Source organism: Tumebacillus permanentifrigoris (assembly GCF_003148565.1).
In the GTDB taxonomy this organism is placed as follows: Bacteria; Bacillota; Bacilli; order Tumebacillales; family Tumebacillaceae; genus Tumebacillus; species Tumebacillus permanentifrigoris.
The window spans coordinates 64,936-89,049 of record NZ_QGGL01000013.1 but is presented as its reverse complement, the minus strand read 5'-3'; the positions used below and the strand labels follow the sequence as shown (position 1 = coordinate 89,049).

Below are 24,114 nucleotides of genomic sequence, written 5' to 3'. Positions count from 1 at the left end.
TTGGCTCCTTTCCTTTATGTGCCACTCCTATGGTGATATTCTGCGGGGTAGGCAAACAAGACCAAGAATTTGCAATGAACCCGTGAGCGCTGCCGATATTCCTGTATGCAAAAAGAAACCTATGGGGCCGATGCCCCAGGTTTCTGTTTCTAGAGCAAGGCTTCTCCCCATCGCACTCGATCAGAAGGTAGTCAAAAGTTGCGCTTCGGCTAGACGAAGCAGTTGTTCGAGATGGGGTACCAAGATCCAGCCTATGTACAGGATACACCCCATTTGAATCCACTTCTCCACGAAGGTGCTCCAAAAGCGACCCGTACTGAAACCAGTCGGGATACTGAAGTCGAGTTGCAAGGGCCAGAGGAGCGGGACACCGCGATCTGTCAGCATGTCTGCAAACAGATGTGAGGCGTACCCGACCGCAAAGATGATCCACGACGCACCCAGCCAGGTGTGCACCGCATAGGTTGCGGACAGGAGCCCGATCAGACTGTGCGTAATCCCTCTGTGCTTCGAGAGCGCCGCCACCAAGAGCCAGCACGCGATCGCCATCACACCGTCATAGGGGAGATGCCCTTGCCAAGCCAGAGCCATCACGCCAAGCGACATCAAGACCATCGAATTACGCCTCGAACCCCCGAGGGCAATCGGCGCGATGCTGCGGGTCGCTTTCGAGTTCGGATGATCCAAGTCTGGTACCAAACCGCCAATCGCCCCAATCAGGATTCCTTCCAAAACGCCAAGGCCTGGCGCCTGACTTTCCAATAAAGCACCTGTTAGAGCTCCCAACATCATATGTGTACGCCCCATCATGGGTAACGCCTCCGTTTCGATTTATACAAACATACGTTCGATGCGGAGGCATCAAAACCCTTTTTACGTAGAAAAAAAGACCTCCGCCAGCAGGGTCTGGTGGTGAGGTCTTTTCAAATACTACCTTACATGCAAAACTAAAGTTTTTATCGCCATCTAAGGAACGAGTGTTCCTCTTTATATTCTCCTATGGTAGAATACTACCAGCACAACTGAATAGGCTCCTCAAGGGCGGTCGGCTCATCCCCTCATGAAAGGGGGTGAGATCGGTATGACGGAATTTCAAATTCTGACAGTCGTGATTGCATTCGGTACGCTAGTAGCTGCGATCATTTTCGGAATTTTGACGATTATTCTCGGCATACTCAACCTAACCAAAAAGAAATAGACCTCCCTTGAGCTTCCCCGGCTTGGAAGAGGTCTATTTCTAAACTTTCGAGCCGACACCCTTGACGGGTATCAGTTTTGCAAACGACCGTGGGTGTATCTAGCACCTGCGGTCATTTTTTAGTTTACGGCACTGCTTGTGAATTTATTCTACCACAAGCTGTGACAGATTCTCAACTGCTTAACACGACCGTTTCAATTCCTAGAAATCCACAGTGATCGTGGCACTCGGTTCGCTTTAAACTGTGATCATTTTCAAGATCATGACGAATCTTGTGTGCCTTCAACTTGCCCATATACTCAGTCTACCTGAGACTCCCGTTCCAAAACTCCTAAACATTCTGGGTTATATGTATATATCTGGAATTGAAGTTGTGTTATGATCCAGTAATCATCTACTTTTATTTGAGTAAACTGGAGGAATTAATTTTGCGTTCAAATACCCCCAAATGGCTGCTGGCATCCTTGGTTTTAACCACATCACTCGCGCCGATTACGGCTTCTGCCAATACACCCGCTCCCTACGGCGATCTCAACCAAGCGGACGCATGGGCTTCTCTTTCCATCCAAGAAGCGCAACGCTTGGGTCTGATGACCGGCGATGCCGACCTGACCTCCGAGATGATCCTGCGCGTTACCTCGATGCAGGGTGTCACGCACGAGTATCAGCTCGTCGTAACTCCGTAGTTCGCGCTTGTGAAAAAGGGATGTGTCCACGTGGACACATCCCTTTTTTGCGTACCTGCTGTTTACTTGTACTGCACGCGCAGTTGGGTCACATCGCCGTACCGGGTCAGCACGTACTGCTCGCCCGCTTGTTTTACGGCCCATCCTGCACTGTCGACCTGCAAGCCATTGGGGGCGTAGAACTTCATCTGTTGGAGAGCCTTGCCCAGCACGTCGAGGGTGATGCGGTTTCCCTCCGTCTGCACCTCGATCGGCACATTGGCGCGGGTGAGGTGTGGCGTTTCTGCGGCGGCCGTGGGCACGATGGTGAACGTGGCCTTCTGCCAGACGCCCATGTAGAGATCGTTGCCCTTGCGCATGTAGAGGTCGGCATCCGTCTGGACTTGTTGCCCGGCGAACTTTTCACCGAGCTCGACTTTCACGCCCAGCACTTTCAAGTAGTCACCGAGCCACTTGGCATCGGCGGGCGGGGTGACGCGCAGGTTGAACTGCGTGCCGCTCGACGCTGGCACGAGCTCCACCCGCGACCCCAACACCGTGCGGAAGGTGCGGAACATCTGCTCCTCCGTCATGAAATTGTAATCGTTGTCGGTGCGGAACTTGTCCACAAACTGTGCCGTCTGCTCCAATTCCTTGCGCCCCGCTTCCTGCAACACCGGGTACTCGACGTGCTGGAACACGCTCACAGGCAGGTCATGTCGCGCAATCGACGGGTACACCGCCGCATGTGCGGTCGGATTAGGTGCCGGGTTGAACAGCAGCATCGGTTGCGTCTGCTCCCCTTGGGCGAGAAAAAACGGCACGCTCCACGCATACTCGCGCCCCTCGCTTGGCGTCACTGGATGGTTCGCAGGTTTAAAGCCCGAATTCCATGCGATCCCACCCGCTTGCTGACTGAACAACGTCTGCGCCGGATCGAGTTGGTTGATCCGCCACGTGTGCTGATTGGCGCCGACATGATCCCACGGCAGACTGTACATGGCAAATGCCCTGCGGTGCAAGTCGATCTCCGTCCGCTCCTGCTCCGCACTCTTGAAGTTGTGGAAAAAAAGATGCGGTTGGATCTCGATCCCCGCCTCTTGCATCGCCGTGAGCGAGCGCTTGAGTTCGTTTCGGTACGGAAAGGCTGGCGAGTCGATCGGAGTCGCCATGCCGTGTTCGACTTGCCCGACGATCAGGTCGGGCTTGCCGTCTCCGTTGAGATCAGCGTAGCAGGGCACGGCGTTGTGTCCGCTCCAGAGCCGCTTGTTGCCAAACGGATTGTACGTCTCGCCCTCCACATATCCCGCGTCCACCCAGCCTGTGCTGGTGTGGCGAAACTTTTGGAGGTAGCCATAGTCGTTGCCGACGACCAGATCGAGTTGCCCGTCTCCATCGAAGTCCACAAGCCGTGGGGCGGCGAACTTCCCGACATCCCCCGCGATCGGAATCCCTTTGGAAAAACGCACCCAGACGCGAGCGTCAGGTTGCGATGCGGCCCCGACAGCGTTTGCTTGGCCCTTCGCACTTGCACCCGTTGGCCTCGAAATAGCGCCTTCACTTCCGGTATCGGCAATCGCTTTGAACAACAGCACCCGCCCCTCCGCATCGCCTACGACGAGATCGGCAGCCCCGTCGTGATCGACGTCTCCGATATCAGGAGCGGCCTCGCGCAAGCCTGCCGATTGCGGGATCAGGACGCGCGGGCTGGAGAACTTCATATTCCCCGCATTCAAGTAGGCGACGACTTCCCCCTCCGCGTTGCCGACGATGAGGTCGACCTGCCCGTCCTTGTTCAGATCGCAGAGGACAGGTGCGGCATCGCGACCTGCGGAGATGTCTCGCCCAGCGGTGGTTTGCAGCTTGACCGACTTCATGAGTTGCCACGGCACCTGCGCACTCCGCCCTTGGAAAACATACACCGCCCCGTCCGCACTCCCTGCGACCAAGTCCGGGACTTGGTCTCCGTTGACGTCCGCCACGCTTGGATAGGCGCGGTTCGGGAGATCGACAGCCTCCGCGAGGTAGCGTTGCTCGGGGAGTGGATTCAAGGTCAGATACTTGCTCTCCACCAGCGGATGCCGCCCGGAGGCGTACTGCGAGTCTGCTTCCTCTCCGATGTACTTCGGGGCACTGCCGGTGCCGGTGTTGAGATGGTAGATCACGCTCTCCGTCCAGTGCGCCCATTCGTAGAGCGAGCGGGCGAGTGAATAGGACGGGATCTCCTCGTACTTTTTCACCAGTTCCAGATACTTTTCCATCGCACCATCGCGAACAGCAGAGGCGACTTCGAAGTGGTTTTGGAAGGCCACGGCCGGACGACCGTAGGTGCCGAGGACTTTTTTCACGACCAATCCATCCTGCTCCTTCGCAGCATAGGCGGCGAACTCGTTGCGCAGGAGAAAGTTCGCCGTCGCCACCGTGAAGTTGAAGTACGGCTTGCCCTGTAGATCAAACCCCGCCCCATAGCGATGGTTCGGCAACAGCGCATTGGCAAAAAACACCGAGCCCGCGCCGACGCGGTTGACGGTGAACAGCGCGAGACCTTGCGAATTCACGAGCGGTTCTGCCGTGGATGGAACCATACCGAAACCGTAACCCGCCGCAGCCACGGCTTTCGAGGTACTGCCTGCGCCGCCGTTCGCTGAACTCGTTCGGAAGGCATCGCTCTCAACCTTTGATTGCTGTGCAGTTGGTTTCCCTTGCACGACATCCCGAAAGCCCTTCCACTGTTCGTGGAAGTCCTGCACGACCGCTTGCATCCCGCGCAGGTTCTGCCGCACGACAGGGAACTCCAGCTCCAGCGGCAGACTCTGCACCTCGCGAAACTCCCGCGCCCCTAGCAACTCCGCAGGGAACGCCTCGCGCACTCCATCCTCGATGAACAGACAGCCGCCAGCGCGCACATACTCCGTGAGCTGGTTCACCACAGCACCGCGCTTGCTGTCTTGCAGAATCGACGGATCGACGTAGATCACGCGGTAGTGGGAGAGGTCTTTGCGCGCCACCTCTTGCATCGTGACGCTCTCCGTCTGCAAGTTCGCCACCAGCGACTGCTTCAAATCCTGATACGCATCGAGATACCCCGTCGTCCCTTGCTCATACAGCACCATCGCCTGCAACTGCGCCACTTCGCTATGGACGGTCGAATACACGGTCACGCTGCCAACGAGGGTGAGGATCAGCGTCAGGATCAAAAATTTCCTTTTCATGCGGCACCTCCTACCAGTGCGTGAAGCCGTGTAGAATCCGTCCAGCCGTCGCCAAGTCCTTGCTAAAATAGATCGTGCCAAACGCCACACCCGCATTCGTCACCAGCGCCCGCGACCAGTAGTACGCTGGATGCGCCTTGCGCTTGTTCACCGTGGTCAGGTTTAGCAGGTTTTCCAACAGGAGCAACACCCCGTGGTAGAGGCCCCAGCCGAGGAACAGCCAATCAAAGCCATGCCACAACCCGACCCCGATCATGATGAGCAAGGACACCCCGCCCGCAACCATGCGCGACATGTTCCGCCGCGACAACACGAGAAAAACATGATCGCGGAACCAATCCCCGAGCGACGCATGCCAGTTGCGCCAGAACACCGTGAACGTCGGTGACGAGAACGGTTTTTTGAAATTCTCCGGGATGCGGAAGCCGAGCAGCGTGCCGAATCCGATCGCGATGTCGGAGTAGCCGGAGAAGTCGAAGTAGAGCAGGATGTAGTAGGTCAGCAACACCAACGTGCTCCACCCGATGTTCAAATCCTTGGCGAGCAGGAAGTTGTAGAGCGGCCAGAGCAAGGCGACGAGCACAATTTTTTTGAACAGCCCTTCGATGATCCGCTTGGTCGAGACTTCGACGCGTGCGGCATCGGGCTTGTACGCTTTTCCGAGATCGTCGTCAAAGTCCTTCAACTTGAGAATTGGCCCCGAGGTGAACGTCGGGATGAACAGCATGTACAGCAAAAAGTGTAGCACCGCCACGCGGCGCTCCACGTAATAGGCGTAGTACTGCGCGTCGATCGCCTTCAACAGGTTGTAGATCAGCCCGACGGTCAGCAGCAAGTTCAGCTCATGCGCCAACCGAAATGTCGTCAGCACGCCGACGTTGAAGACGATGCTCGCGATGAAAGTTGTTTTTTTCCCCCTCGGCACGGAGAGGATCGCGAGAGTGAACAGGTAATTCACCGCGATGTATCCCAGATAGAACCCCAGCAACGCCGGGTCATACGCATAGAGAAACCCCACGCCAAACACCAGCAGCAGGAGTTTGCGCACCCATGCGTTCACGGAACCGCTCGTCACGCGCATCAACGCGAGCAGGACGAGCACCAGCCCGCAGAGGGCGAGGATGTACGAGACGTTCAGATACCACATGCTAGAACCCCTCGTAGATGAACGTGCCCTGCCCGGTGAAGAAGATCAGCACGAGCAGAAGCATCAGCAGATACCCGACCACCTCAAGCAAGGAGCGGGCTACTTGTGTTGGTGAAGCCATGTGTCCACATCCTTCGTAAACTTCGGCGCCCCACGGTTGACCTCCAGATGCCCAAGGTCGTGAAAATCCTCACGCGGGTAGGCATTCGTGAGGTCGAGCACATCGATGTGGTGCGCGTGGAGCAGGGGGTTGACCGCGCTTTGTAACTCCGCCAAGTGCAGCGGTGATGGATCATACGGGTTCCACGGTGTCCAGACGACTTTGAGGTTGAGGCCCTGTTCTTCACAGGTTGCGATGACCCGTTGTAGCGCGTCGAGATTGTCCTGAAAGTCGTGTGCGAGGGTCATGCTCGCGCCGTATTTGCGGGCATACTCGGTGCGTTTCTCGTCGAGTTGCGCGTCAGTCAGCGCGCCCACGTAGCGTTCACGCCAGTAGATCACGTTTTTGTCCAACGGTTTGTTGAGCGAATCGCCGCGGAGCAGTGCCTTGCCATTTTGCAACAGGTAGTCCTTCAACTGCGAGCGGTAGAAATAGACGTAGGGCTCGTAGGGCTTTTTGAACCAGAGATAGCCTGGGTTGCTCGGCAAGGGGTCCATCAGCGTGAACACGTTCAGTCCGAGCACGATGCGCTGGGGGGTGGGGATGAGTTTTTTCCTGAGCAGCGCGTCGAGGTCGGTGACTTCGCCATACGGAATCCCGAGGTTGAGACGATCGCCGGACTGCTCCGGGTAGCCGGCGATCACCGCAGAATTGCCAAAAAAGACCTCCTTCCACGGACGCTCCGGGTGGAAGTGCAGGATCTTGGCGTAGTCGGTCTTGTCAAACTGCGGGTACTTGTTGACCGGGTCCCAGGCGGCGAGCGCGGTATCTGCGAGCACCTCCAACACCAGCAGGGAGAGCACGAAGCGATTGCGTTGCCAAAAGCGAAGTCTCGTCACATCGACTCACCTTCGTCCAAGTGTTTGTACAGCACGCGCAGGACGGGTTGGTACCCGCGCGACTGCCAGAACGCCTGACCGATTTCGTTTCCTTCGAGGACATGGAGTTCGACATACGAGATGCCTTGTGCGCGAAAAGCCGCTTCGAGCGCGGCGACGAGGGCACGGCCGGCGCCGCTTTTTCGCGCAAGGGGTGGTACGTAGACGTCCTGAATGAAGCCGAGCAGGGCCTGACCTTCCAATTTATACTTGGTTGGGGTCTTCATCATGCTCCCCACGGCAAATCCGGTGACGCGATCTCCGTCGACGAGCACCAACGAGATGAAAAAACGGGACTTCACCTGCACCTCCAGCAAGTCGCGCACCGCTTCCTCCTGAAAGGACATCACCATGCCCATGCCGGATTGCTCGCGGTACATCTCCCGGTAGAGGTCCGCGACGGTGTCGAGATCGTCGGAGCTCATGCTGCGGATCGACACGTTTGGCTCAGTGGACATGCCCGTCCCTCCACGTGCGGAACTCAGCGAGCAGTTTTTGCGGCCAGCGCGCTTCGTCGAGACCGTATTGGGCGAGAAAGGCGAAGACCCAGCGTTCGAGGCCGAACGCCATGCAACCGGTGACGGCAGGGCGTTTGCCCGCTTTGATCTGAAAGGCGTTTCCGAATGTCGTGCTGTGGAAATTGGACGAAGAGACGGAGATCGTCTGGTCCAAGTACGGCACCGACATCCGCAGTTCGTACTTCATCTCTTGGTTGCGCTGGAACGATGCCTTCACCTGAAAGTCATTGGTGAAAAAGGGATCGTTGGCATTCTCGATGTAGCAATCCAATTCCCACTCCGTCACCAACTGTTGCAACAGCTCGATCGATTTCGCCCGCCGCTCCTTCACAAAGTCCGGCTTGCCGACGAAGATCACTTCGCGCATCGTGAAGTCGAGCAACCGTCCGAACTCGCGGTGGTTTTTCGACTCGTAGCGGTGGACTTTCGAGACCGCCGTCCGCACCACCCCGTCACCCGCCAGCACTTCCCCTTGCAAGCCTTCGTAGCAGTGATAGCAGGTTGCCGGGTTGATCGTGTAGCGCGGCTGGGCCATGACGTGAGATTGGTCGATCGCCGGCGCGTGACCCGCCCAACCGCCTGCTTGCCGGACATCGCGAGCGAACGACTCGATCACATCCAAGTCTTCACGCAGGTGGGTGACGAAGTGGATATGCTCCGGGAACGAGGTGAAATGGTTGGTTTTGTCGAGGGTGTCGCCGTGGATGATCGCCGGGTAGTATTCCTGTTGCGCACCGAAGTGGCGGCCGATTTTTTTCACAAAGCTCTCGTCAAAAAATTGGAGCAGCGACACGAACGGCTCGCGGAACAGAAACAGGCCCGGCTCCAGCTCTTTGACGATGTTTTGCTGGAGCAGTTCTGCGAGGATGTTGCCGGAGTAGGGTGTGGTGACGCGGTGTTCGGAGAGGATGCCTTCCTTGAACCCAAACTCGGCGTGGGTGAAGCGCTCGATGAGGGTGCTGATGCGCGCGCGCAGATCGTCCTCGCTTTTGGGCGACGTGTGTCGAATCGTGAGCTCCCCCGCCTCGTGCTGCACGTCGTGGATGAGTTCGTCGATGAAATAGGTGGAGTAGGTGAGTTGTCCGATCACTTCGGGACGCACGTGGGAGATGTCGACGCGAGTTTCGGTCATCGGGCAACCGCCACCTTGTCCGCGACGACTGCCGCGATTTCGTTGAGCGTGTTCATGGCGTGCATCATGAGGTCTTTGTTGGTGATTTCCACGCCAAAGGCCTCCTCGATGTACCCCATCAACTTCACCGCTCCGAGCGAATCGACATAGCCGTAATCAAACAGATGGACATCGTCGGTGAACTCGCCATCGTCCGCCTCAATCTCAAATTCTGCGCGGATGTAGTTCCGCAGTTGGTCGGTGATCTCATCTCGTGTGGTCATCTCATCGGGTCCCTCCATCCGGTTTCCGTATCTTTCCTCTAGCGTTGCCATCGCGTAGTGGGGGTATACGGGAGCCCGAAATGTATACGACTTTTCTGCAAGTATTAGATAACATCCACTTTCCTTCAATGCTTACTCTCTCTGAACATTCGATATTGCTTGCTATGCAACACCAACGCATTTAGAATTATAAAAAAGGGCTTTAGTAAGGATGTCGATACTTTGAAAATCTCTGCACGCATGAAAGAGATATTGAAGAACGAACTTCGGATTATGCTGTTCAGCGGCTTTATTGGCATCATTGTGGGTGTTTTGAATTCCTTTCTTAGCGAGGACAAGATTTTATGGAATGCGGTGACCGGAGCGCTCACGGGCGTGGTGACCAGTTTTAGCATCAGTGCGGCGGAAACGTTTTTGTTTGCCCGCTGGTTGCGACGGGTGCGGTTTTTCGTGGCGGTCTCCGTGCGCACCGGCTATTACGCGTCGATGGTGACGATCTGGCTGACCTTGTCGTATGGGTTTGAAAAGTGGTTGTCCCTCGGGGTCTTCGAGATCACGCTCAACCGCGCTTTTTTCGTGGTGGCCTTGTTGATCCTCGCCCTGACCTTTCTCCTCAACGTCTACAACATGTTCAGTCGGTTGGTCGGGCGCAACATGCTCCGCTACTTTTTGACCGGCAAGTACCACCGTCCCGTCGAGGAGGAACGAATTTTCATGTTCCTAGACCTCAAAGGCTCCACCGAAATTGCCGAGAAGCTTGGCGACCTCCGCTACCAGGACTTTTTAAATGACTTCCTTTTTGACATCACCAACAGCATCGTCCGCACCAAAGGTGAGATCTACAAGTATGTCGGGGATGCCGTCATCGTCTCCTGGCCGATCAAAACCGGCATGCGGCATGGCAATTGCATCCGCTGCTACAAATTGATCTCCGAGACCATCAACCGGCTGCACCACCGCTATCAACATCGCTACGGCATCTGCCCAGAGTTTCGGGTCGGCTTGCACGGCGGCCCGGTCGTCACGTGCGAGATCGGGGACAACAAGCGCGAGATCGCGTTCCTCGGCGACGTCGTCAACACCGCCGCCCGCCTGCAGGAGGAGTGCAAATTCCAAGAGGTGGACTGCCTGATCTCCGGCGAGCTCTTCCAGCGCATCCGCACCCTGTCAGACACCTACTGGTTCCGCTGGGAGCGCCTCGGGGAAGTCAAACTGCGCGGCAAGGAACAGGATACGGAATTGGTACGCGTGTGGTTTTAGGGGGACGAAAAAAGACAGTGACCCACATTCGGGGCACTGTCTTTTTTAATAGATCTCCACAAAAAAAACAGCACCTCCGAAGAGGTGCCTGTTTTTCTTACATCATGCCGCCCATACCGCCCATGCCGCCCATGTCTGGCATGCCGCCTGCGCCTTTTTTCTCCGGCTTGTCAGCGATGACAGCCTCGGTGGTCAGGAACAGTGCTGCAACGGATGCAGCGTTTTGCAGTGCGGAACGAGTGACTTTCGCCGGGTCGACGATGCCGGTTTCCAACATGTTGACCCAAGTGCCGTTCGCAGCGTTGAAACCGACGCCGATCTCTTCTTTTTTGAGACGCTCGACGATGACCGCGCCTTCGAGACCTGCGTTGGTCGCGATTTGACGGATCGGAGCTTCGAGTGCAACGCGGACGATGTTCAGGCCGGTCGCTTCGTCGCCTTCGAGAACCACATTGTCGAGTGCGCGGATCACGTTGACCAGCGCAGTACCACCACCAGAAACGATCCCTTCTTCAACCGCAGCGCGGGTTGCGTTCAGGGCGTCTTCGATGCGCAGTTTTTTCTCTTTCAATTCGGTTTCGGTCGCAGCGCCGACTTTGATGACCGCTACGCCGCCCGAGAGCTTCGCGAGGCGCTCTTGGAGCTTTTCCTTGTCAAACTCGGAAGTGGTTTCTTCCAGTTGGGTTTTGATCTGGTTGACTCGTGCGTTGATGTCGTTTTTGTCACCGAAACCATCGACGATGATGGTGTTTTCCTTGGTGACGCGAACTTGACGCGCACGGCCCAGTTGCTCAACGGTGGTGGACTTGAGGTCCAGACCGAGCTCTTCTGTGATCACTTGACCACCGGTCAGAGCTGCGATATCCGCCAGCATCGCTTTGCGGCGATCGCCGAAGCCCGGAGCTTTGACAGCGACACAGGTGAAGGTACCGCGCAGTTTGTTGACGACGAGGGTCGCTTGCGCTTCGCCTTCTACGTCTTCTGCGATGATCACCAGCGGACGGCTGGATTGCACGACGCGCTCGAGAACCGGCAGGATCTCTTGGATGTTGCCGATTTTCTTGTCGGTGATCAGGATGTACGGCTCGTCGAGAACCGCTTCCATCTTGTCGGTATCGGTGACCATGTACGGGGAGTTGTAGCCACGGTCAAATTGCATCCCTTCAACCACTTCAACTTCGGTGACGAAGCCACGGGATTCTTCGACGGTGATGACGCCGTCCTTGCCGACTTTCTCCATCGCTTCGGCAATTTGCGTGCCGATTTCTTCGTCGCCAGCAGAGATCGCGGCTACGTTGGCGATGGATTCCTTGCCGGTGATCGGGGTGGAGATCGCTTTGATCTCTTCAACCGCGACGCGGACAGCCTTCTCAATACCACGGCGCAGGCCGATCGGGTTTGCACCCGCGGTTACGTTCTTCAGACCTTCGCGGATCAGCGCTTGTGCCAGAACGGTTGCCGTCGTGGTACCGTCACCTGCTACATCGTTGGTTTTGGTGGCAACTTCCTTGACGAGTTGTGCCCCCATGTTCTCGAATGCGTCTTCGAGTTCGATTTCCTTCGCGATGGTCACACCATCGTTGGTGATCAGCGGGGAACCGAATTTCTTTTCGAGAACGACGTTGCGGCCGCGCGGACCAAGGGTCACTTTTACTGCGTCAGCCAGGATATCAACACCGCGCAGCATTGCGCGACGAGCTTCTTCGTTAAAGAGAATTTCCTTTGCCATGTTCGAAAACCTCCTACGTGGGTGTCGGTTTACGTATTTGGGAAACTACGCTGTTCTATGTCGGTGGTGCAGAGCGACTAGCGCTCGACGATCGCGAGTACGTCCGCTTCTTTCAGGATCAAGTACTCAACGCCGTCATACTTCACTTCAGTACCTGCATACTTGGAGTAGATGACACGGTCGCCGGTGTTCAGTTCCAGCGGAACGACAGCGTTGCCTACAACCTTGCCACTACCTACTGCGATGATCTCGCCCTCTTGCGGCTTTTCCTTCGCGGTGTCCGGCAGGAACAACCCGGATGCTGTTTTTTCCTCACGTTCAACTACTTTGATGACTACGCGGTCACCGATTGGCTTAATCATGCAAAACCCTCCTCAGTAAATATGGTTCTGTATGAAGAAAAATGTACTTGTTAGCACTCAGTCGTCGAGAGTGCTAATTCCATTTCTTATGATAGTCAAACATCAAATCCTTTGCAAGAGCTATCACGAAATTTTTTTTTGTAAATTTTTTCTCACCACACAAATACGTAGGCTTTCCCGGGATACTGCTCATTATACGGCTTGCCCACCATCATATCTATGAGAGACTTTCGCGAATGAGCACGAATAGTTCTCGGATCGCGTGACAAAAAAGGACAAGGCCCGCGTACGGACCTTGCCCTTTTTGCTACATCAGCGGTATGTGATCACGACATGGTAGCCAAATTGGTCGTAGAGTTTCTGCAAGGCTTGGGTGGCATTGTCCTCTGCGCTTTTGAGCAATCCTGCGTCCTGTGCCTGTTGACGCAGGCGTTCCTTCACGCTGGCTTGGGCGATCAGGTCCACGCCTTCCTGTGCGGTCGTCGCGCTGCGCAGCAAGCCGGACTCGGTGTAGAGCTTGATGTCGTTCATCTGGATCGCGTCTTCGAGGATTTCTGCATGCGGCAGGGAGATCTCGACGGTTTTCGCGCTGTCGTCCAATTTGATGTCAGACGCGGTGATCTGCTGGAGGTTCACGCCGGCGAGGATCTTCGCCGGGACGATCACCATGTAGTGGCGCTTGGTGCCGGGGAGATCGGCCGCGATGTCCAAGCCGAACAATTTGTTGTCCTGACCTTCGATCGTGGTCATCACGTAGGCTTCAGCGGTGGCGAGCTTCGCCATGCCTTGCACCCCGGTGACAAAGGAGGAGATCGTCGGCTTGTTCTGGTGCGCCAAAAACGCATACGCGCCACCACCGGCGAGTCCGAGGAGCGCAAGTGTGAGCACAGCACGCACCGCAAAACGCTTGAGTCGCTTGCGCAGGCCGAGCTTCGGCTTTTGGAACGTTGGCAGCGCGAGTCCTTGCAACAGATCGGCAGCGAGGGCGGCTGATGTTTCGGACTGCCCTTCGCGGAGTTGGTTGAGGACGGTCTCCAAGTCGCGGATCAACTGTTCGTTCGCTTTGTCGCTCAACATGGCTCCCCCCTTTCCAAGTAACGTATGTTCGTGTAGCCAAAAACAGCCTTCTTCCAGAGGGAAAAAGGCTGTTGGTCCTACTCGAGCGCGGCTAACATCGCGTTGCGTTTCTTCCATGACCATTTGGAGACGACGATCGAGAGCTCATAGAGCAGGATCATCGGCGTCGCCACCGCCAAGTGCGAAGTCAACTCGGGCGGGGAGATCATCGAGGCGATGATGACCATCACGAAATAGGCATACTTGCGCACTTTGATCAGCGTCTGCGGGGTGATGATCCCGATGCGGCTGAGGAACATCACCGCGACCGGCATTTCAAAAATCAACCCGAACGGCACGACCATCATGTTCATGAACGAGAAGTAATTGCTCGCCGTGTAGTTCAAGATAAAGCGCTGGCTGCCGAGGTCATACAGGAACTTGTACAACAGCGGGAACACCAAGAAATAGCCAAATGCGATCCCGGCGACGAACATGCCGAAGACCAGCGGCAGGTAGCGAAACGCGACTTTGGCTTCGCGCTCCTCCAGAGCAGGCTTGATGAATTTCCAGACATGATACAGGAAAAAGGGAATCGACAGACCGATCGCCGCCATCCCGGCGACGGTGAAGTAGACCTTCAGGATCTCGCCAGGGCCGAGCACGGTCAGTTTGATTTCCTTCATCTCCGGGAACATCCGGGAGGCGTCTTGCACCAAGAAGTTATAGATCGGGTCGACGAAGACAAGCGTGATGATCATGTTCAGTACGAAGATGACCAGTACCCAGATGATCCGCTTGCGCAACTCCGACAGATGGCTGACTAACGGTTGTTCCTCGAGACTCAACGGGTCATTCACTCCTTTTCAAGAGGCGGAGCGATTTGCGATTACTTGGATTCCGCCTTCACGACCGCATCGGTCGGCACGTGTTGCGGAGCTTGGAGTTGTTCGGTCTTGGTGAGTTCGATCTGCTTCGGAGCTTTGTGATCGTCGTCATCGTCGTCGGTCAGACCTTTGGTGGCAGACTTGAATTCCTTCAAGGTCTTGCCAAAAGCACGGCCGATATCCGGCAGTTTGCTCGGGCCGAAGATGATCAGCGCGATGGCGAGGATCAGGATTAAGCCCGGAAATCCAATGTTGGAAAACATGCGGTTGTCCCTCCAGGGTTGCTTGATGAGTTCGATGGTGGCGAGTCGTGGAGGACGCGACACCGGATCAAATGGAGCAGTCCTTCAATATCCTCTCTATCATACACCCCTGTCCCGCCCTCCGCAATCGGGGTGCGACGGGAATCGACAGCATACGCGAGAACGTTCGACAAGTGTTCAAGATTCTCCGAACTGGTCAGCACAAGTTTCGGCAGGGCCGAGTGTTTCCAGCCTTCGACGAGGATCAGGTCCAGACCAAGTGCCGGGTCGGAGAGTTGGGCCAGCCAGTGCTCCAACGGGGGTTCCACGGTGTACACCTGTTGCAAAAACGCCTGCTCGCGCCCGGCGACCAGCGTCACTTCCGCACCTGCCGCCCGGTGTTTGGCTGAATCGGTGCCTTCCCCATCGAGGCGCAGGTCATGTGCGCCGTCGTGCTTGCAAGTGCCGACACGATAGCCGAGTTGTTTGAAGCGTTCCACGAGCCTGATGACGAGCGTGGTTTTGCCCGAATTTTTGTAGCCGACGATGGCGAGCGTGGGGACGGTGGGGAGCAATGGGTCTCCTGCCTTCGAGGCTGGCTTGTTCACATCTGTCATGTGTGGACACCTCGTTGCAGTGGGTACACGTCCACGAGCTGTCCGTGCTGGACTGATGTGCCTCCGGGTATGCGAAGAAGCGCATCGGTGTGGGGAAGCGTGGTGAGGATGCCCGCTTTTTGGCTGTGGGTGGGCAGGACGGCGGTCAGGACGGCCTCCTGCATGATCAGGTTCACCCGCAGGAAGCGGTCGAGCCCGATGACGCGAGCGTCGATCTGGCTGTCGAGCATGGCCTTCACGGGGCGGTGTTCGGGTTGTGCGTGACCTGCGAGTTTGCGCAGGACAGGTTGAACGAGCAGCACGAAATTGATGAACGCCGCCGCCGGATTGCCCGACAAGCCGAAGACAGGGGTCGCCCCAACGCGGGCATACGTCACGGGAGTGCCCGGACGCATCGAGACTTTCCAGAAAAGCAGCTCGCCCCCGGCTTGGACATAGGCATCGCGCATCAGGTCATAATCTCCGACCGACACCCCGCCAGTGGTGAGCAGGAGGTCGCATGAAGCGGCCGCTTTTTTCACCAGACGTGCCGTGGCTTCGAGGTCATCGCCAACTTGCCCGTACAGGATGGGGTGACCGCCTTGTTCACGGATCAGCCCTGCCAGCATGGGGCCGTTGCTGTCATAGACTTGTCCCGCTTCTAACGACTGGCCCGCAGGACGGACCTCCGCGCCAGACACGATCACGCCCACGCGAGGACGGCGGTAGACGGTGACCCGATCCACGCCATTGGCTCCCAAGACGGCTAACTCTGCCCCGCCGATCTGGCACCCTGCCTCCAGCAATAGTGCCCCTGCAGGCGTGTCTTCGCCCTGGCGCGAGATCGCTTCCCCTGCAGCAACCGTAAGTAAAATTCGGACATGAGGAACAGTCTGAGCTTCGTGTGACCCATCTACGCGCTCCGTCACTTCCAGCCTGACGATCGCGTCGGCGCCTACAGGGATCGGGGCCCCTGTCATGATGCGGGTGGCCTGCCCTGTGCCGACAACTTGCGTGGGCACTTGGCCCGCTCCGACTTCTTCGAGGACGCGGAGGGTGACCGGCGCGTCTTTCAGGTCGGCGGCACGGACCGCATATCCATCCAACGCCGAGCGATCAAACGCCGGGAACGGCAGGCGGGCCGTGACCTTTTTGCCCAAAAAACGCCCGTAGGCGTCCATAAGCTCCACTTCCTCCGTACCCAGTGCCGCTGTGCGCGACATCGTCTCCTCCCACGCCGCTTCTAGCGTGAGAAAGCTCTCCATCACAACAACCCTCCATGTCCCAACTCTGCAATCTCCGCTCGCGTCACCGTCTCTCCTGCCAACACACGCGGCAAAAGCAGATCGAACGACGTGAACTCATCAAAAATCACACAGCCCGGCAACCCGAAAATCGGCATCGTCTCCCGATATGCCAACATCAGCATCGAGCCTGGCAACATCGGCATCCCATATGAAACCACCTGTGTCGCCGCCGCTTTGATCGCGCCTGGCGTCCGGTCATCCGGGTCCACCGACATGCCGCCCGTGCAGATCACCATGTCCGCCCCTTGTGCATGAAACTCCACGATCGCCGCTCGGATATCCTCCACCGCGTCACCGACAATTTTCTGTTTGAGAACTTCCGAACCAAACCGCTCCAGCTTCGCACGCACGACCGGACCGAATTTGTCCTCGATCCGGCCTTTCAACACCTCAGAACCGGTGGTGATCACGCCCACTTTCATCCGCTGGAACGGCTTGATCGTGAAGACCTGCGTTTCCCGGGCAATTTTTTCGACAAGGTTCACTTTCTCCTCCGCGACCGTCAGCGGGATCGCACGCAATCCGCAAATTTTATCGCCCACTTCGAGGACCGTGTTCGTCCGGCGCGAGACCACGGCAATTTCATCGACCGAATTGATCTGAAAAAGTCCCTCAACGTTGACTTTTAGCAGACCTTGGATCGCAGACTTCAACACCACTTTGCCTTCATGCGGCTCTTCGTGCGCCATGTGTTCCCCGCCGAGCACCGCCGCCATGCGCAGCGCGGCATCGTCCTCATGCAATTCTCCATCGCTCAGGTCGAGGACATAGATGTGTTCCTTGCCGATTTTGAGCAGTTCGGGGATGTCAGTCGCTTGGATGATGTGCCCCTTCGTGAAGGCACGGCCTTTGAAGACGCCCGGCACGATACGGGTCAGGTCATGCGCGAGACGCATCCCAATCGCTGCTTCGACGCGGACTTCCTTTTTCATGCGTAATCCTCCTCTCCAAACTGGCGTATCTCTGGCGTATCTATTGAAGTACCGGCAGTTCCTCCGGGCCTTGGTAGGGGAATTCGACCATCATCTCTGAACGGTCCTCGGTCACGTAGAAGCGACACCCGACATGTTGTTGCATCCAGACCAATGCGTTGCGCGGAACTTCAAAGCCGTCACAGTAGATCTGGTGCTCGGGCAGTTCCGACTCCGGGTCGTCCGGTTTCAGATAGAGTTTGAAGCGATTGTTTGGGTTGGTCGCGTCTTCAAGGATGTAAAAGACGAACAAGTCGCGATGCTCCTTCAACGCTTCCTTGCCAAATTCCGCAAATGTGCGGACAAAGGGAGCGCGCGGGTCCTCTGCGACAATTGCGTATTCCTGTCCATTTTCTGTGCCGGCGATGAAGTCGCGCAGGAATTTGTCGCGAGCGGCGAAGTCGCTTTTTTGCTCCTCGCCGATCTTGCACCGGAAGTTCCATTCAAACCAAGCGGACGCCTCGCGGTCGCCGCCGTATCCTAATGCCAACAAGTATTCAGTCATGATGTGGTAAACCCTCTCTCTTCCATAAGGTACACGCGATTCGGTACTCCTCAGGCGTGTTCATGTTGAAAAACGGATCGGGGGTCAGTGCAGACCACCGCTCCGTCGGGATGTTGTGTACACGCAATTTCTGCAAAAAGCGACGCATCGCATTGTCCCCACGCGCCAAACAAACCTCGGCCACCTCCCGCACCCGCGCTCGATACACCGCGCAGACAGGGTAGACATGCTCCCCATCACAGGGTACCACAGCATCGAGCTCCGGGTTCTCCTCTAGCGCGTCCAGCAGATCTCGCAACACATCTGCGCGCAGAAACGGAAGGTCGCAGCCGAGCAGCACGGCCGCAGCGTCCGGTTCCAGTCCTTGCAACCCAGCATGGAGCCCGGCGAGCGGGCCTTGGTGGGGGTAGAGATCCGCAGTGGTCCTAAGTCCAAGGTCCCGGTAGCGCAACTGCTCCGCATGATCGTTCGTCACGATCACTACATCCTGACATACCGTCCTCAGTCGATCATAGGTGTACAAAAACAAAGGAGTGTTCGCGAAGGGTAGCCACTGCTTGGGCACACCCATGCGCGTGGAAGCTCCGCCCGATAAAAAGATGCCTTGAGCGCTTGAATTCTCGTTTAAATTCTTCATAAGTGATGGATTTGTTGAAAAAATCTCCTCTAGGACTACTGTCATATATTAGAAGCGTATGCTACACTACTACTATCCCTGTTTGTGATGAAATTTGCAAATACACACCAGACAACCAGCCTCTTGACGTTATGGAAAGGAGTCGTTCCCGCTATGTTGCCCATCCTTCGATTCCTGACCAATTATGAAGCTTTTTTGGTCACGTCACGGTGTTTTTTCGCGTTGCTGTTGTTGCTGTTTATTCAGAACCCGTTCATGCAATGGGCGTTCCTCTATTACGCGGCAACGTCGCTCGCGATAGCCGTGGGGTACAACCGCTGGGGCAAAAGATGGCGCATCTGGTATGCGACCATCCTGCTCGATCCGCTCGTCGTCTCGGTGATGATCTCCGCCGATGGTGGATTTTCTAGCGATTTGTACTACTATTATTACCTCACGATGGCGATGGCGGCCTTCACCCAGCGCTGGAACAAGTGGATCAGCGTCACGTTCACGCTTGCCGTCAATGCCCTGTACCTGTGCACACTCATCCTCGCATCCGGCACATTGGAGTGGCGCGAGTTAGGATTTCGATGCGTGGTGTTTTTCGGGATCTCCATCGTATTTCCGATGTTCTCGTATGTCGAGCACCAGCGCCAACTCGTCGCTGAGCGCGAACGTCTGGCCTCCGAGGAGAAGGATAACCTCAAACGTGAGATGGAGTCGATCAATCGCCAAGTGGCCGAGTACACGAATGATTTGCACCAAAAAGCGGTGCTTGATCAATTGACCAACCTGCACAACCACAATTACTTTCACAGCCGGATCGTCATCGAGGCGGAGATCGCCAAGCAGCACGGCAAACCGCTGACTCTGGTGATCATCGATATCGACAACTTCAAGCAAGTCAATGATACGTATGGGCATTCGGTCGGCGATGAAGTGCTGCGCACGATCTCCCAGCGTCTGAATGAGTTGTGCAAGGGCACCTACCACATCCCCTGCCGCATCGGCGGTGAGGAATTGGCGTTGATCATACCGGAGACTGAGATGGAGAGCGGATACCAAGTCGCGGAGCAATTCCGTCGCGAGGTCGAACGCCTGCGGGTGCCAGTCCCGACGAGCGAGTTGTTGAACGTCTCCGTCAGCGTGGGCGTAGCTTCCTTCCCCTTGAATTGCAGCAACCACCAGCAACTCATCGACCGCGCCGACCAAGCGATGTACGTCGCCAAGCGCACCGGCAAAAACCGCACGGTGCGGTACTCGCAGGAGATGGAGAAAAGCACCGTTACAACTTGATCGAACCTGTAAAAAAGCGCGAAGCCAGCAAGTGCTGGCTTCGCGCTTTTTTTTGCGTGCTCCCTGGGTCTAGAGGTTTTTCAGGTGCTTCGACAGGTCATCGACCATGAGGTTCGCCGCCAAGACACCCCCTGCTGTATTCCAGATTGCGTCGTTGACTTTGAGAGCTTTGTTGGCTTTGACGACTTTGAGGTTTTGGAACAACGGGTCGCTCAGGTATTCTTGCTCCAGTTTGGACGCTTGCCCATTGCCCGTTTCGTAGGTGAAGTAGAACAACACATCGCCATCCATCTCCGGGATGCGCTCCTTGGTGATGTCAGCCGAGAACTCCGGTTTGTCTTGGGTCGCCGGGCGCTTGACGCCCAGTTCTTTGAAGATGATGCCGGAGAAGGTGTCGTTGTAGTAGATGCGGGTCTTGCCCGGCATGAAGCGAACCATCGAAACTTGGGTGTTGACTTTGTCCCCGACACTTTTCTTGAAATCGGCCACTTTTTGATCCCAAGCGGTCAGCACCTTGTCGCCCTCTGACGTTTTGTTCAAAGCTTCTGCATAGAGTTTAAAGTTGCTTTTCCAATCGCCGCGCAACGTCTCGGAGAACACGGTCGGCGCGATCGCCTTCAATTGCTCGTAGACTTTTTCCTGGCGCAGCTTGTTCCCGATGATCAGATCGGGTTGTAGCGAAGTGATCAGCTCCAGATTCGGCTGGCCTTCATCCCCGACGACGGTGACTCCGTCCATCTGCGACTTGATGTGCGGATACCACGGGTCGCCCGTCCAAGACTTCACGGCGCCCACCGGTTTGACCCCCATCGCGAGCAGGGCTTCCGTTCCTTCGTTGGTCAGGATGACGACTTTTTTCGGAGTGCCCTTGATCTCCGTTTCGCCCATCGCATGCTTGACGGTGCGGACTTGTTCGGGCTTGGATTGCGCAGTTGCGGTGTCTTTTGCTGCAGATGTATCCGTTCCACAACCCACGAGCAGGAGGCAGAACGACAGAAGTAGAGTAAGAATTAGAAAGCTTCTGTGCTTTCCTTTACGAACAGTATGGATCAACATACTAGACAATCTCCTCTCAATCACTGATAATGATTATCATTCCCATATCGAATATTAGCGCTTGCCCTTGTGTTCTGTCAAGCACAAAAGATTCTGTAGATGACCTGAACGAGGGAAGAAAGGTGTGCCATGACTGTGCTTTTACAAAAAAACCAATCGAAACTTGGAGGTCTGCTGCTGCTCTTGCTGTTGGTGATCGCCGGTATGTTCGCCAGCATCCTGTGGGGGGTCGTGGACACTTCGTGGCAAGGGCTTCTCCAGACCTATACACACTTTACAGGAACCCAAGAACAGCTCGTCATCCAACAAATTCGCGTACCGCGTGCGCTGATCGCCACCGCGATCGGGGCGAGCCTCGGCGTATCCGGCGTGTTGATGCAGGTGCTGATGCGCAACCCGCTCGCTGACCCGGGGGTGTTCGGGGTCAATGCGGGCGCTTCGTTTTTCGTAGTCGTCGCGATCACGCTGTTCTCGATGACCTCGCTCACGGAGATCGCATGGGTGGCGTTTCTAGGCGCAGCTGTCAGTGGCGGCATCGTCTATACCCTCGGCTCGCTGGGGCGCGACGGCCTGACCCCGATGAAACTGACGATTGCTGGAGCGGCGATGGCGGCGCTGTTTTCCTCTTGGATGCACGGCCTGTTGATCGTCAACGAACGCGCGATGGAGGATGTGCTGTTCTGGATCGCCGGCTCGGTTTCAGGGCGCAAACTTGAGTTGCTGACCTCGGTGCTGCCCTATCTAGCGGTCGGATGGATTGGATCGATCCTGCTCACTGGGCAATTGAACATCCTGAGTTCCGGCGACGACATCGCAAAAGGTCTCGGGCAGAAAACGTGGTTGATCAAGTTGCTCTCCGCGCTCTGTGTCGTCCTGTTGGCAGGCGGTTCGGTGGCGGTGGCAGGTCCGGTTGGTTTTATCGGGCTGGTCATCCCACACTTTGCCCGTGCGTTGGTCGGGTTGAACCTCCGTTGGGTGATGCTCTATGCCATGTTGCTCGGCGCGTTGTTCGTGCTGACCGCCGATATCGCCGCTCGGTTCGTCGCGATGCCCAAGGAAGTGCCGCTGGGCGTGATGACCGCTCTGCTCGGCGTTCCCTTTTTCGTCTATGTCGCACGCAAAGGAGTGACGCGTTCATGAAGCGACCCTATTTTCACGTGCGCAATGCCCGTCTGCGGTTCTCCCTGCTGCTCCATCGCCAGTCGCTGTCGATTCTGATCGGGCTGCTCCTCGCCACGTTCGCCGTGTTCGTCCTGTCGACAGGTACAGGCCAAGTCAGCATCTCGCCGCTGCGCGTCCTCAACGTTCTCTTCGGTGCTGGAACTGCGCAGGATACCCTGATCGTGCATTCCTTGCGCTTGCCTCGGACTGTGATCGCGGTGATGATCGGCGTCTCGCTGGCGATGTCGGGCGCGATCTTGCAAGGGATCGTGCGCAACCCCCTCGCCTCCCCGGATGTGATCGGCATCACAGGTGGGGCGTCGGTGGCCGCCGTGTTGTTTTTGACCAAATTAGAAGGGGTGAGCATCCAACTCCTCCCCATCGCCGCCCTGCTCGGTGCGGTCTTGGTCACCGCCCTCCTCTATCTGCTCTCATGGAAAAACGGCATCACGCCGTTGCGGTTGGTCTTGATCGGAGTCGGCCTCAACGCAGCAACCAATTCCTTGACGACGCTGATGACGGTGATGTCGCCGATCTACCTGACCGCACGAGCGGTCACGTGGATGGCAGGCTCGGTTTACGGGACGAACTGGAAAGTGGTTCTGTACCTGTTGCCTTGGCTGGTGATCTTCCTCCCGCTGGCGATGATATTCGGTCGCTCGCTCAATGCCCAGCAGTTGGGCGATGAAGTGGCGACGGGCATCGGACATCCTGTGCAAAAACACCGCGTGCTGCTGTTGCTGATCTCCGTCTCCCTCGCTGGGGCTGCTGTAGCGGCAGGAGGTGCGATCGGATTTGTCGGCCTCTTGGCGCCGCATATCGGACGCAAGCTCGTCGGGCCGTCGATGGGGATCTTGCTCCCTGTCTCCGGGCTGGTCGGCGCGTTGATCGTCCTATTGGCAGACTGGGTGGCGCGGACGGCCTTCGCCCCGCTCGATCTGCCGGTGGGCATCTTCACAGCGGCAGTCGGCGCGCCTTTTTTCATCTATCTGCTGTACACGAACCGCAATCGCTAGAAGGGAGTGCTGATGACGATGAGCCAGTTAGAAACACAAGACCTGTCGCTTGCCTACGGAACGAAATTGATCCTCGACTCCTTGAACCTCTCGATCCCCAGTGGTCGCATCACAGTGCTGATCGGCAGCAACGGATGTGGAAAGTCGACCTTGCTCCGATCGATGGCGCGCTTGCTTCCGCCCAAGTCCGGGCAGGTGTTGCTCGATGGTGCTTCGATCCAGAGCGTTTCGACCAAGCAGGTCGCCAAACACCTCGCGATCTTGCCACAGGGCCCCGTCGCACCTGAAGGCTTGACCGTCCTCCAATTGGTCAAGCAAGGTCGCTACCCGTACCAAAATTGGTTGCAACAGTGGTCGGCAGAGGATGAACAGATCGTGAACGAGGCGATGGATGCCACGCAGATCACGGAGTTGGCTCATCTGTCGGTCGATTCCCTGTCTGGCGGTCAACGGCAGCGGGCTTGGATTGCGATGGCGCTCGCTCAGCGCACGGACATTCTGTTGCTCGACGAGCCGACGACCTACTTGGACCTCACGCACCAAATTGAAGTCCTCGACATCCTGCACGATCTCAACGAACGCGAGGGCCGCACGATTGTCATGGTCTTGCACGATCTGAATCTGGCCTGTCGGTACGCGCAAAATATCGTCGCGGTAAAAGACGGGAGCGTCTATGCAGAAGGCCCGCCAGAGGAGATCATCACAACGGAGCTGGTCCGCGAGGTGTTCAACTTGGAGTCGCAGATCATTCGTGACCCGCTCTACGGCACACCTTTGTGCGTGCCCTACAGCCGGAAAGTTCGAGTTGTGGAGAAGGTCTTGGTTTGAGGAGAGGACGAGAAGACGCGAGGAAAAAACCATCGGTCGTGTGCCGATGG

25 protein-coding genes are annotated in these 24,114 nt (G+C 56.7%); 7 read left to right on the top strand and 18 right to left on the bottom strand.

Annotated features, from left to right (window positions below; translation table 11 throughout):
* Nucleotides 1–180 precede the first annotated feature (180 nt).
* Nucleotides 181–810 (bottom strand): metal-dependent hydrolase, encoded by a 630-nt coding sequence (locus C7459_RS15195; protein WP_109690155.1) that lies wholly within the window; start codon nucleotides 808–810, stop codon nucleotides 181–183.
* A 250-nt stretch (nucleotides 811–1,060) separates the two neighbouring features.
* Here C7459_RS15195 and C7459_RS24230 point away from each other — a divergent pair, with 250 nt between their 5' ends.
* Nucleotides 1,061–1,198, top strand: coding sequence for a putative holin-like toxin (locus C7459_RS24230; protein ID WP_484419014.1), 138 nt, complete (start codon nucleotides 1,061–1,063; stop codon nucleotides 1,196–1,198).
* 428 nt (nucleotides 1,199–1,626) lie between these two features.
* Entirely contained in the window at nucleotides 1,627–1,884 is a 258-nt protein-coding gene (locus C7459_RS15190; protein ID WP_109690154.1) for a hypothetical protein, read from the top strand.
* 62 nt (nucleotides 1,885–1,946) lie between these two features.
* Here the strand turns inward: C7459_RS15190 and C7459_RS15185 are convergent, their stop codons facing one another.
* The 6 genes from C7459_RS15185 to C7459_RS15160 form a co-directional block, all read right to left on the bottom strand.
* Nucleotides 1,947–5,075: an FG-GAP repeat domain-containing protein gene (locus C7459_RS15185; RefSeq protein WP_170119488.1), complete on the bottom strand. Its 3,129-nt coding sequence runs from the start codon at nucleotides 5,073–5,075 to the stop codon at nucleotides 1,947–1,949.
* Nucleotides 5,076–5,085: 10 nt separating this feature from the next.
* Complete coding sequence (locus C7459_RS15180; protein WP_109690205.1) at nucleotides 5,086–6,222, bottom strand: MBOAT family O-acyltransferase; 1,137 nt, start codon at nucleotides 6,220–6,222, stop codon at nucleotides 5,086–5,088.
* 99 nt (nucleotides 6,223–6,321) lie between these two features.
* Nucleotides 6,322–7,221: a hypothetical protein gene (locus C7459_RS15175; protein ID WP_109690152.1), complete on the bottom strand. Its 900-nt coding sequence runs from the start codon at nucleotides 7,219–7,221 to the stop codon at nucleotides 6,322–6,324.
* Nucleotides 7,218–7,718 (bottom strand): GNAT family N-acetyltransferase, encoded by a 501-nt coding sequence (locus C7459_RS15170; RefSeq protein WP_109690151.1) that lies wholly within the window; start codon nucleotides 7,716–7,718, stop codon nucleotides 7,218–7,220. The genes C7459_RS15175 and C7459_RS15170 overlap by 4 nt, the downstream gene beginning before the upstream one ends.
* Nucleotides 7,708–8,910 (bottom strand): class-II aminoacyl-tRNA synthetase family protein, encoded by a 1,203-nt coding sequence (locus C7459_RS15165; protein WP_109690150.1) that lies wholly within the window; start codon nucleotides 8,908–8,910, stop codon nucleotides 7,708–7,710. Before C7459_RS15165 ends, C7459_RS15170 begins: the two co-directional genes overlap by 11 nt.
* Nucleotides 8,907–9,173, bottom strand: coding sequence for an acyl carrier protein (locus C7459_RS15160; protein WP_109690149.1), 267 nt, complete (start codon nucleotides 9,171–9,173; stop codon nucleotides 8,907–8,909). Before C7459_RS15160 ends, C7459_RS15165 begins: the two co-directional genes overlap by 4 nt.
* A 222-nt stretch (nucleotides 9,174–9,395) precedes the next feature.
* Between C7459_RS15160 and C7459_RS15155 the strand changes: the two genes are divergently transcribed.
* Nucleotides 9,396–10,433: an adenylate/guanylate cyclase domain-containing protein gene (locus C7459_RS15155; RefSeq protein WP_109690148.1), complete on the top strand. Its 1,038-nt coding sequence runs from the start codon at nucleotides 9,396–9,398 to the stop codon at nucleotides 10,431–10,433.
* 97 nt (nucleotides 10,434–10,530) lie between these two features.
* Here C7459_RS15155 and groL read toward each other — a convergent pair whose 3' ends face one another.
* From groL to mobA, 10 genes are all read right to left on the bottom strand, one after another.
* On the bottom strand, nucleotides 10,531–12,162 hold the full coding sequence (gene groL / locus C7459_RS15150) for a chaperonin GroEL (RefSeq protein WP_109690147.1): 1,632 nt from the start codon (nucleotides 12,160–12,162) through the stop codon (nucleotides 10,531–10,533).
* A gap of 77 nt (nucleotides 12,163–12,239) precedes the next feature.
* Nucleotides 12,240–12,524, bottom strand: coding sequence for a co-chaperone GroES (gene groES / locus C7459_RS15145; RefSeq protein WP_109690146.1), 285 nt, complete (start codon nucleotides 12,522–12,524; stop codon nucleotides 12,240–12,242).
* 312 nt (nucleotides 12,525–12,836) lie between these two features.
* Nucleotides 12,837–13,598, bottom strand: a complete 762-nt coding sequence (locus tag C7459_RS15140) for a DUF4230 domain-containing protein (RefSeq protein WP_170119487.1) — start codon at nucleotides 13,596–13,598, stop codon at nucleotides 12,837–12,839.
* An 80-nt stretch (nucleotides 13,599–13,678) separates the two neighbouring features.
* Nucleotides 13,679–14,428, bottom strand: a complete 750-nt coding sequence (tatC, locus tag C7459_RS15135; protein WP_109690144.1) for a twin-arginine translocase subunit TatC — start codon at nucleotides 14,426–14,428, stop codon at nucleotides 13,679–13,681.
* A 41-nt stretch (nucleotides 14,429–14,469) separates the two neighbouring features.
* Nucleotides 14,470–14,730 carry a twin-arginine translocase TatA/TatE family subunit gene (gene tatA / locus C7459_RS15130; RefSeq protein WP_109690143.1) on the bottom strand — a complete coding sequence of 87 codons (261 nt, stop codon included), beginning with the start codon at nucleotides 14,728–14,730 and terminating at the stop codon, nucleotides 14,470–14,472.
* Entirely contained in the window at nucleotides 14,700–15,326 is a 627-nt protein-coding gene (mobB, locus tag C7459_RS15125) for a molybdopterin-guanine dinucleotide biosynthesis protein B (protein ID WP_109690142.1), read from the bottom strand. Before mobB ends, tatA begins: the two co-directional genes overlap by 31 nt.
* On the bottom strand, nucleotides 15,323–16,570 hold the full coding sequence (locus C7459_RS15120) for a molybdopterin molybdotransferase MoeA (RefSeq protein WP_109690141.1): 1,248 nt from the start codon (nucleotides 16,568–16,570) through the stop codon (nucleotides 15,323–15,325). Before C7459_RS15120 ends, mobB begins: the two co-directional genes overlap by 4 nt.
* Nucleotides 16,570–17,544: a molybdopterin-binding protein gene (locus tag C7459_RS15115; RefSeq protein ID WP_109690140.1), complete on the bottom strand. Its 975-nt coding sequence runs from the start codon at nucleotides 17,542–17,544 to the stop codon at nucleotides 16,570–16,572. Before C7459_RS15115 ends, C7459_RS15120 begins: the two co-directional genes overlap by 1 nt.
* Before the next feature lie 40 nt (nucleotides 17,545–17,584).
* On the bottom strand, nucleotides 17,585–18,088 hold the full coding sequence (locus C7459_RS15110) for a hypothetical protein (protein WP_109690139.1): 504 nt from the start codon (nucleotides 18,086–18,088) through the stop codon (nucleotides 17,585–17,587).
* Nucleotides 18,081–18,725, bottom strand: coding sequence for a molybdenum cofactor guanylyltransferase (gene mobA, locus C7459_RS15105; protein WP_281272781.1), 645 nt, complete (start codon nucleotides 18,723–18,725; stop codon nucleotides 18,081–18,083). Before mobA ends, C7459_RS15110 begins: the two co-directional genes overlap by 8 nt.
* Nucleotides 18,726–18,878: 153 nt before the next feature.
* On the opposite strand from mobA, the gene C7459_RS15100 reads away from it, so the two are divergent.
* Nucleotides 18,879–20,003: a GGDEF domain-containing protein gene (locus C7459_RS15100; RefSeq protein WP_170119485.1), complete on the top strand. Its 1,125-nt coding sequence runs from the start codon at nucleotides 18,879–18,881 to the stop codon at nucleotides 20,001–20,003.
* Between the two features lie 69 nt (nucleotides 20,004–20,072).
* Here C7459_RS15100 and C7459_RS15095 read toward each other — a convergent pair whose 3' ends face one another.
* Nucleotides 20,073–21,059 (bottom strand): ABC transporter substrate-binding protein, encoded by a 987-nt coding sequence (locus C7459_RS15095; protein ID WP_109690136.1) that lies wholly within the window; start codon nucleotides 21,057–21,059, stop codon nucleotides 20,073–20,075.
* 129 nt (nucleotides 21,060–21,188) lie between these two features.
* On the opposite strand from C7459_RS15095, the gene C7459_RS15090 reads away from it, so the two are divergent.
* The 3 genes from C7459_RS15090 to C7459_RS23690 are packed head-to-tail and all read left to right on the top strand — an operon-like array spanning nucleotide 21,189 to nucleotide 24,064.
* Nucleotides 21,189–22,199 (top strand): FecCD family ABC transporter permease, encoded by a 1,011-nt coding sequence (locus C7459_RS15090; RefSeq protein ID WP_109690135.1) that lies wholly within the window; start codon nucleotides 21,189–21,191, stop codon nucleotides 22,197–22,199.
* Nucleotides 22,196–23,236, top strand: coding sequence for a FecCD family ABC transporter permease (locus C7459_RS23695; protein WP_211320404.1), 1,041 nt, complete (start codon nucleotides 22,196–22,198; stop codon nucleotides 23,234–23,236). The genes C7459_RS15090 and C7459_RS23695 overlap by 4 nt, the downstream gene beginning before the upstream one ends.
* Nucleotides 23,237–23,254: 18 nt before the next feature.
* Nucleotides 23,255–24,064 (top strand): ABC transporter ATP-binding protein, encoded by an 810-nt coding sequence (locus tag C7459_RS23690; RefSeq protein WP_211320403.1) that lies wholly within the window; start codon nucleotides 23,255–23,257, stop codon nucleotides 24,062–24,064.
* Nucleotides 24,065–24,114 lie beyond the last annotated feature (50 nt).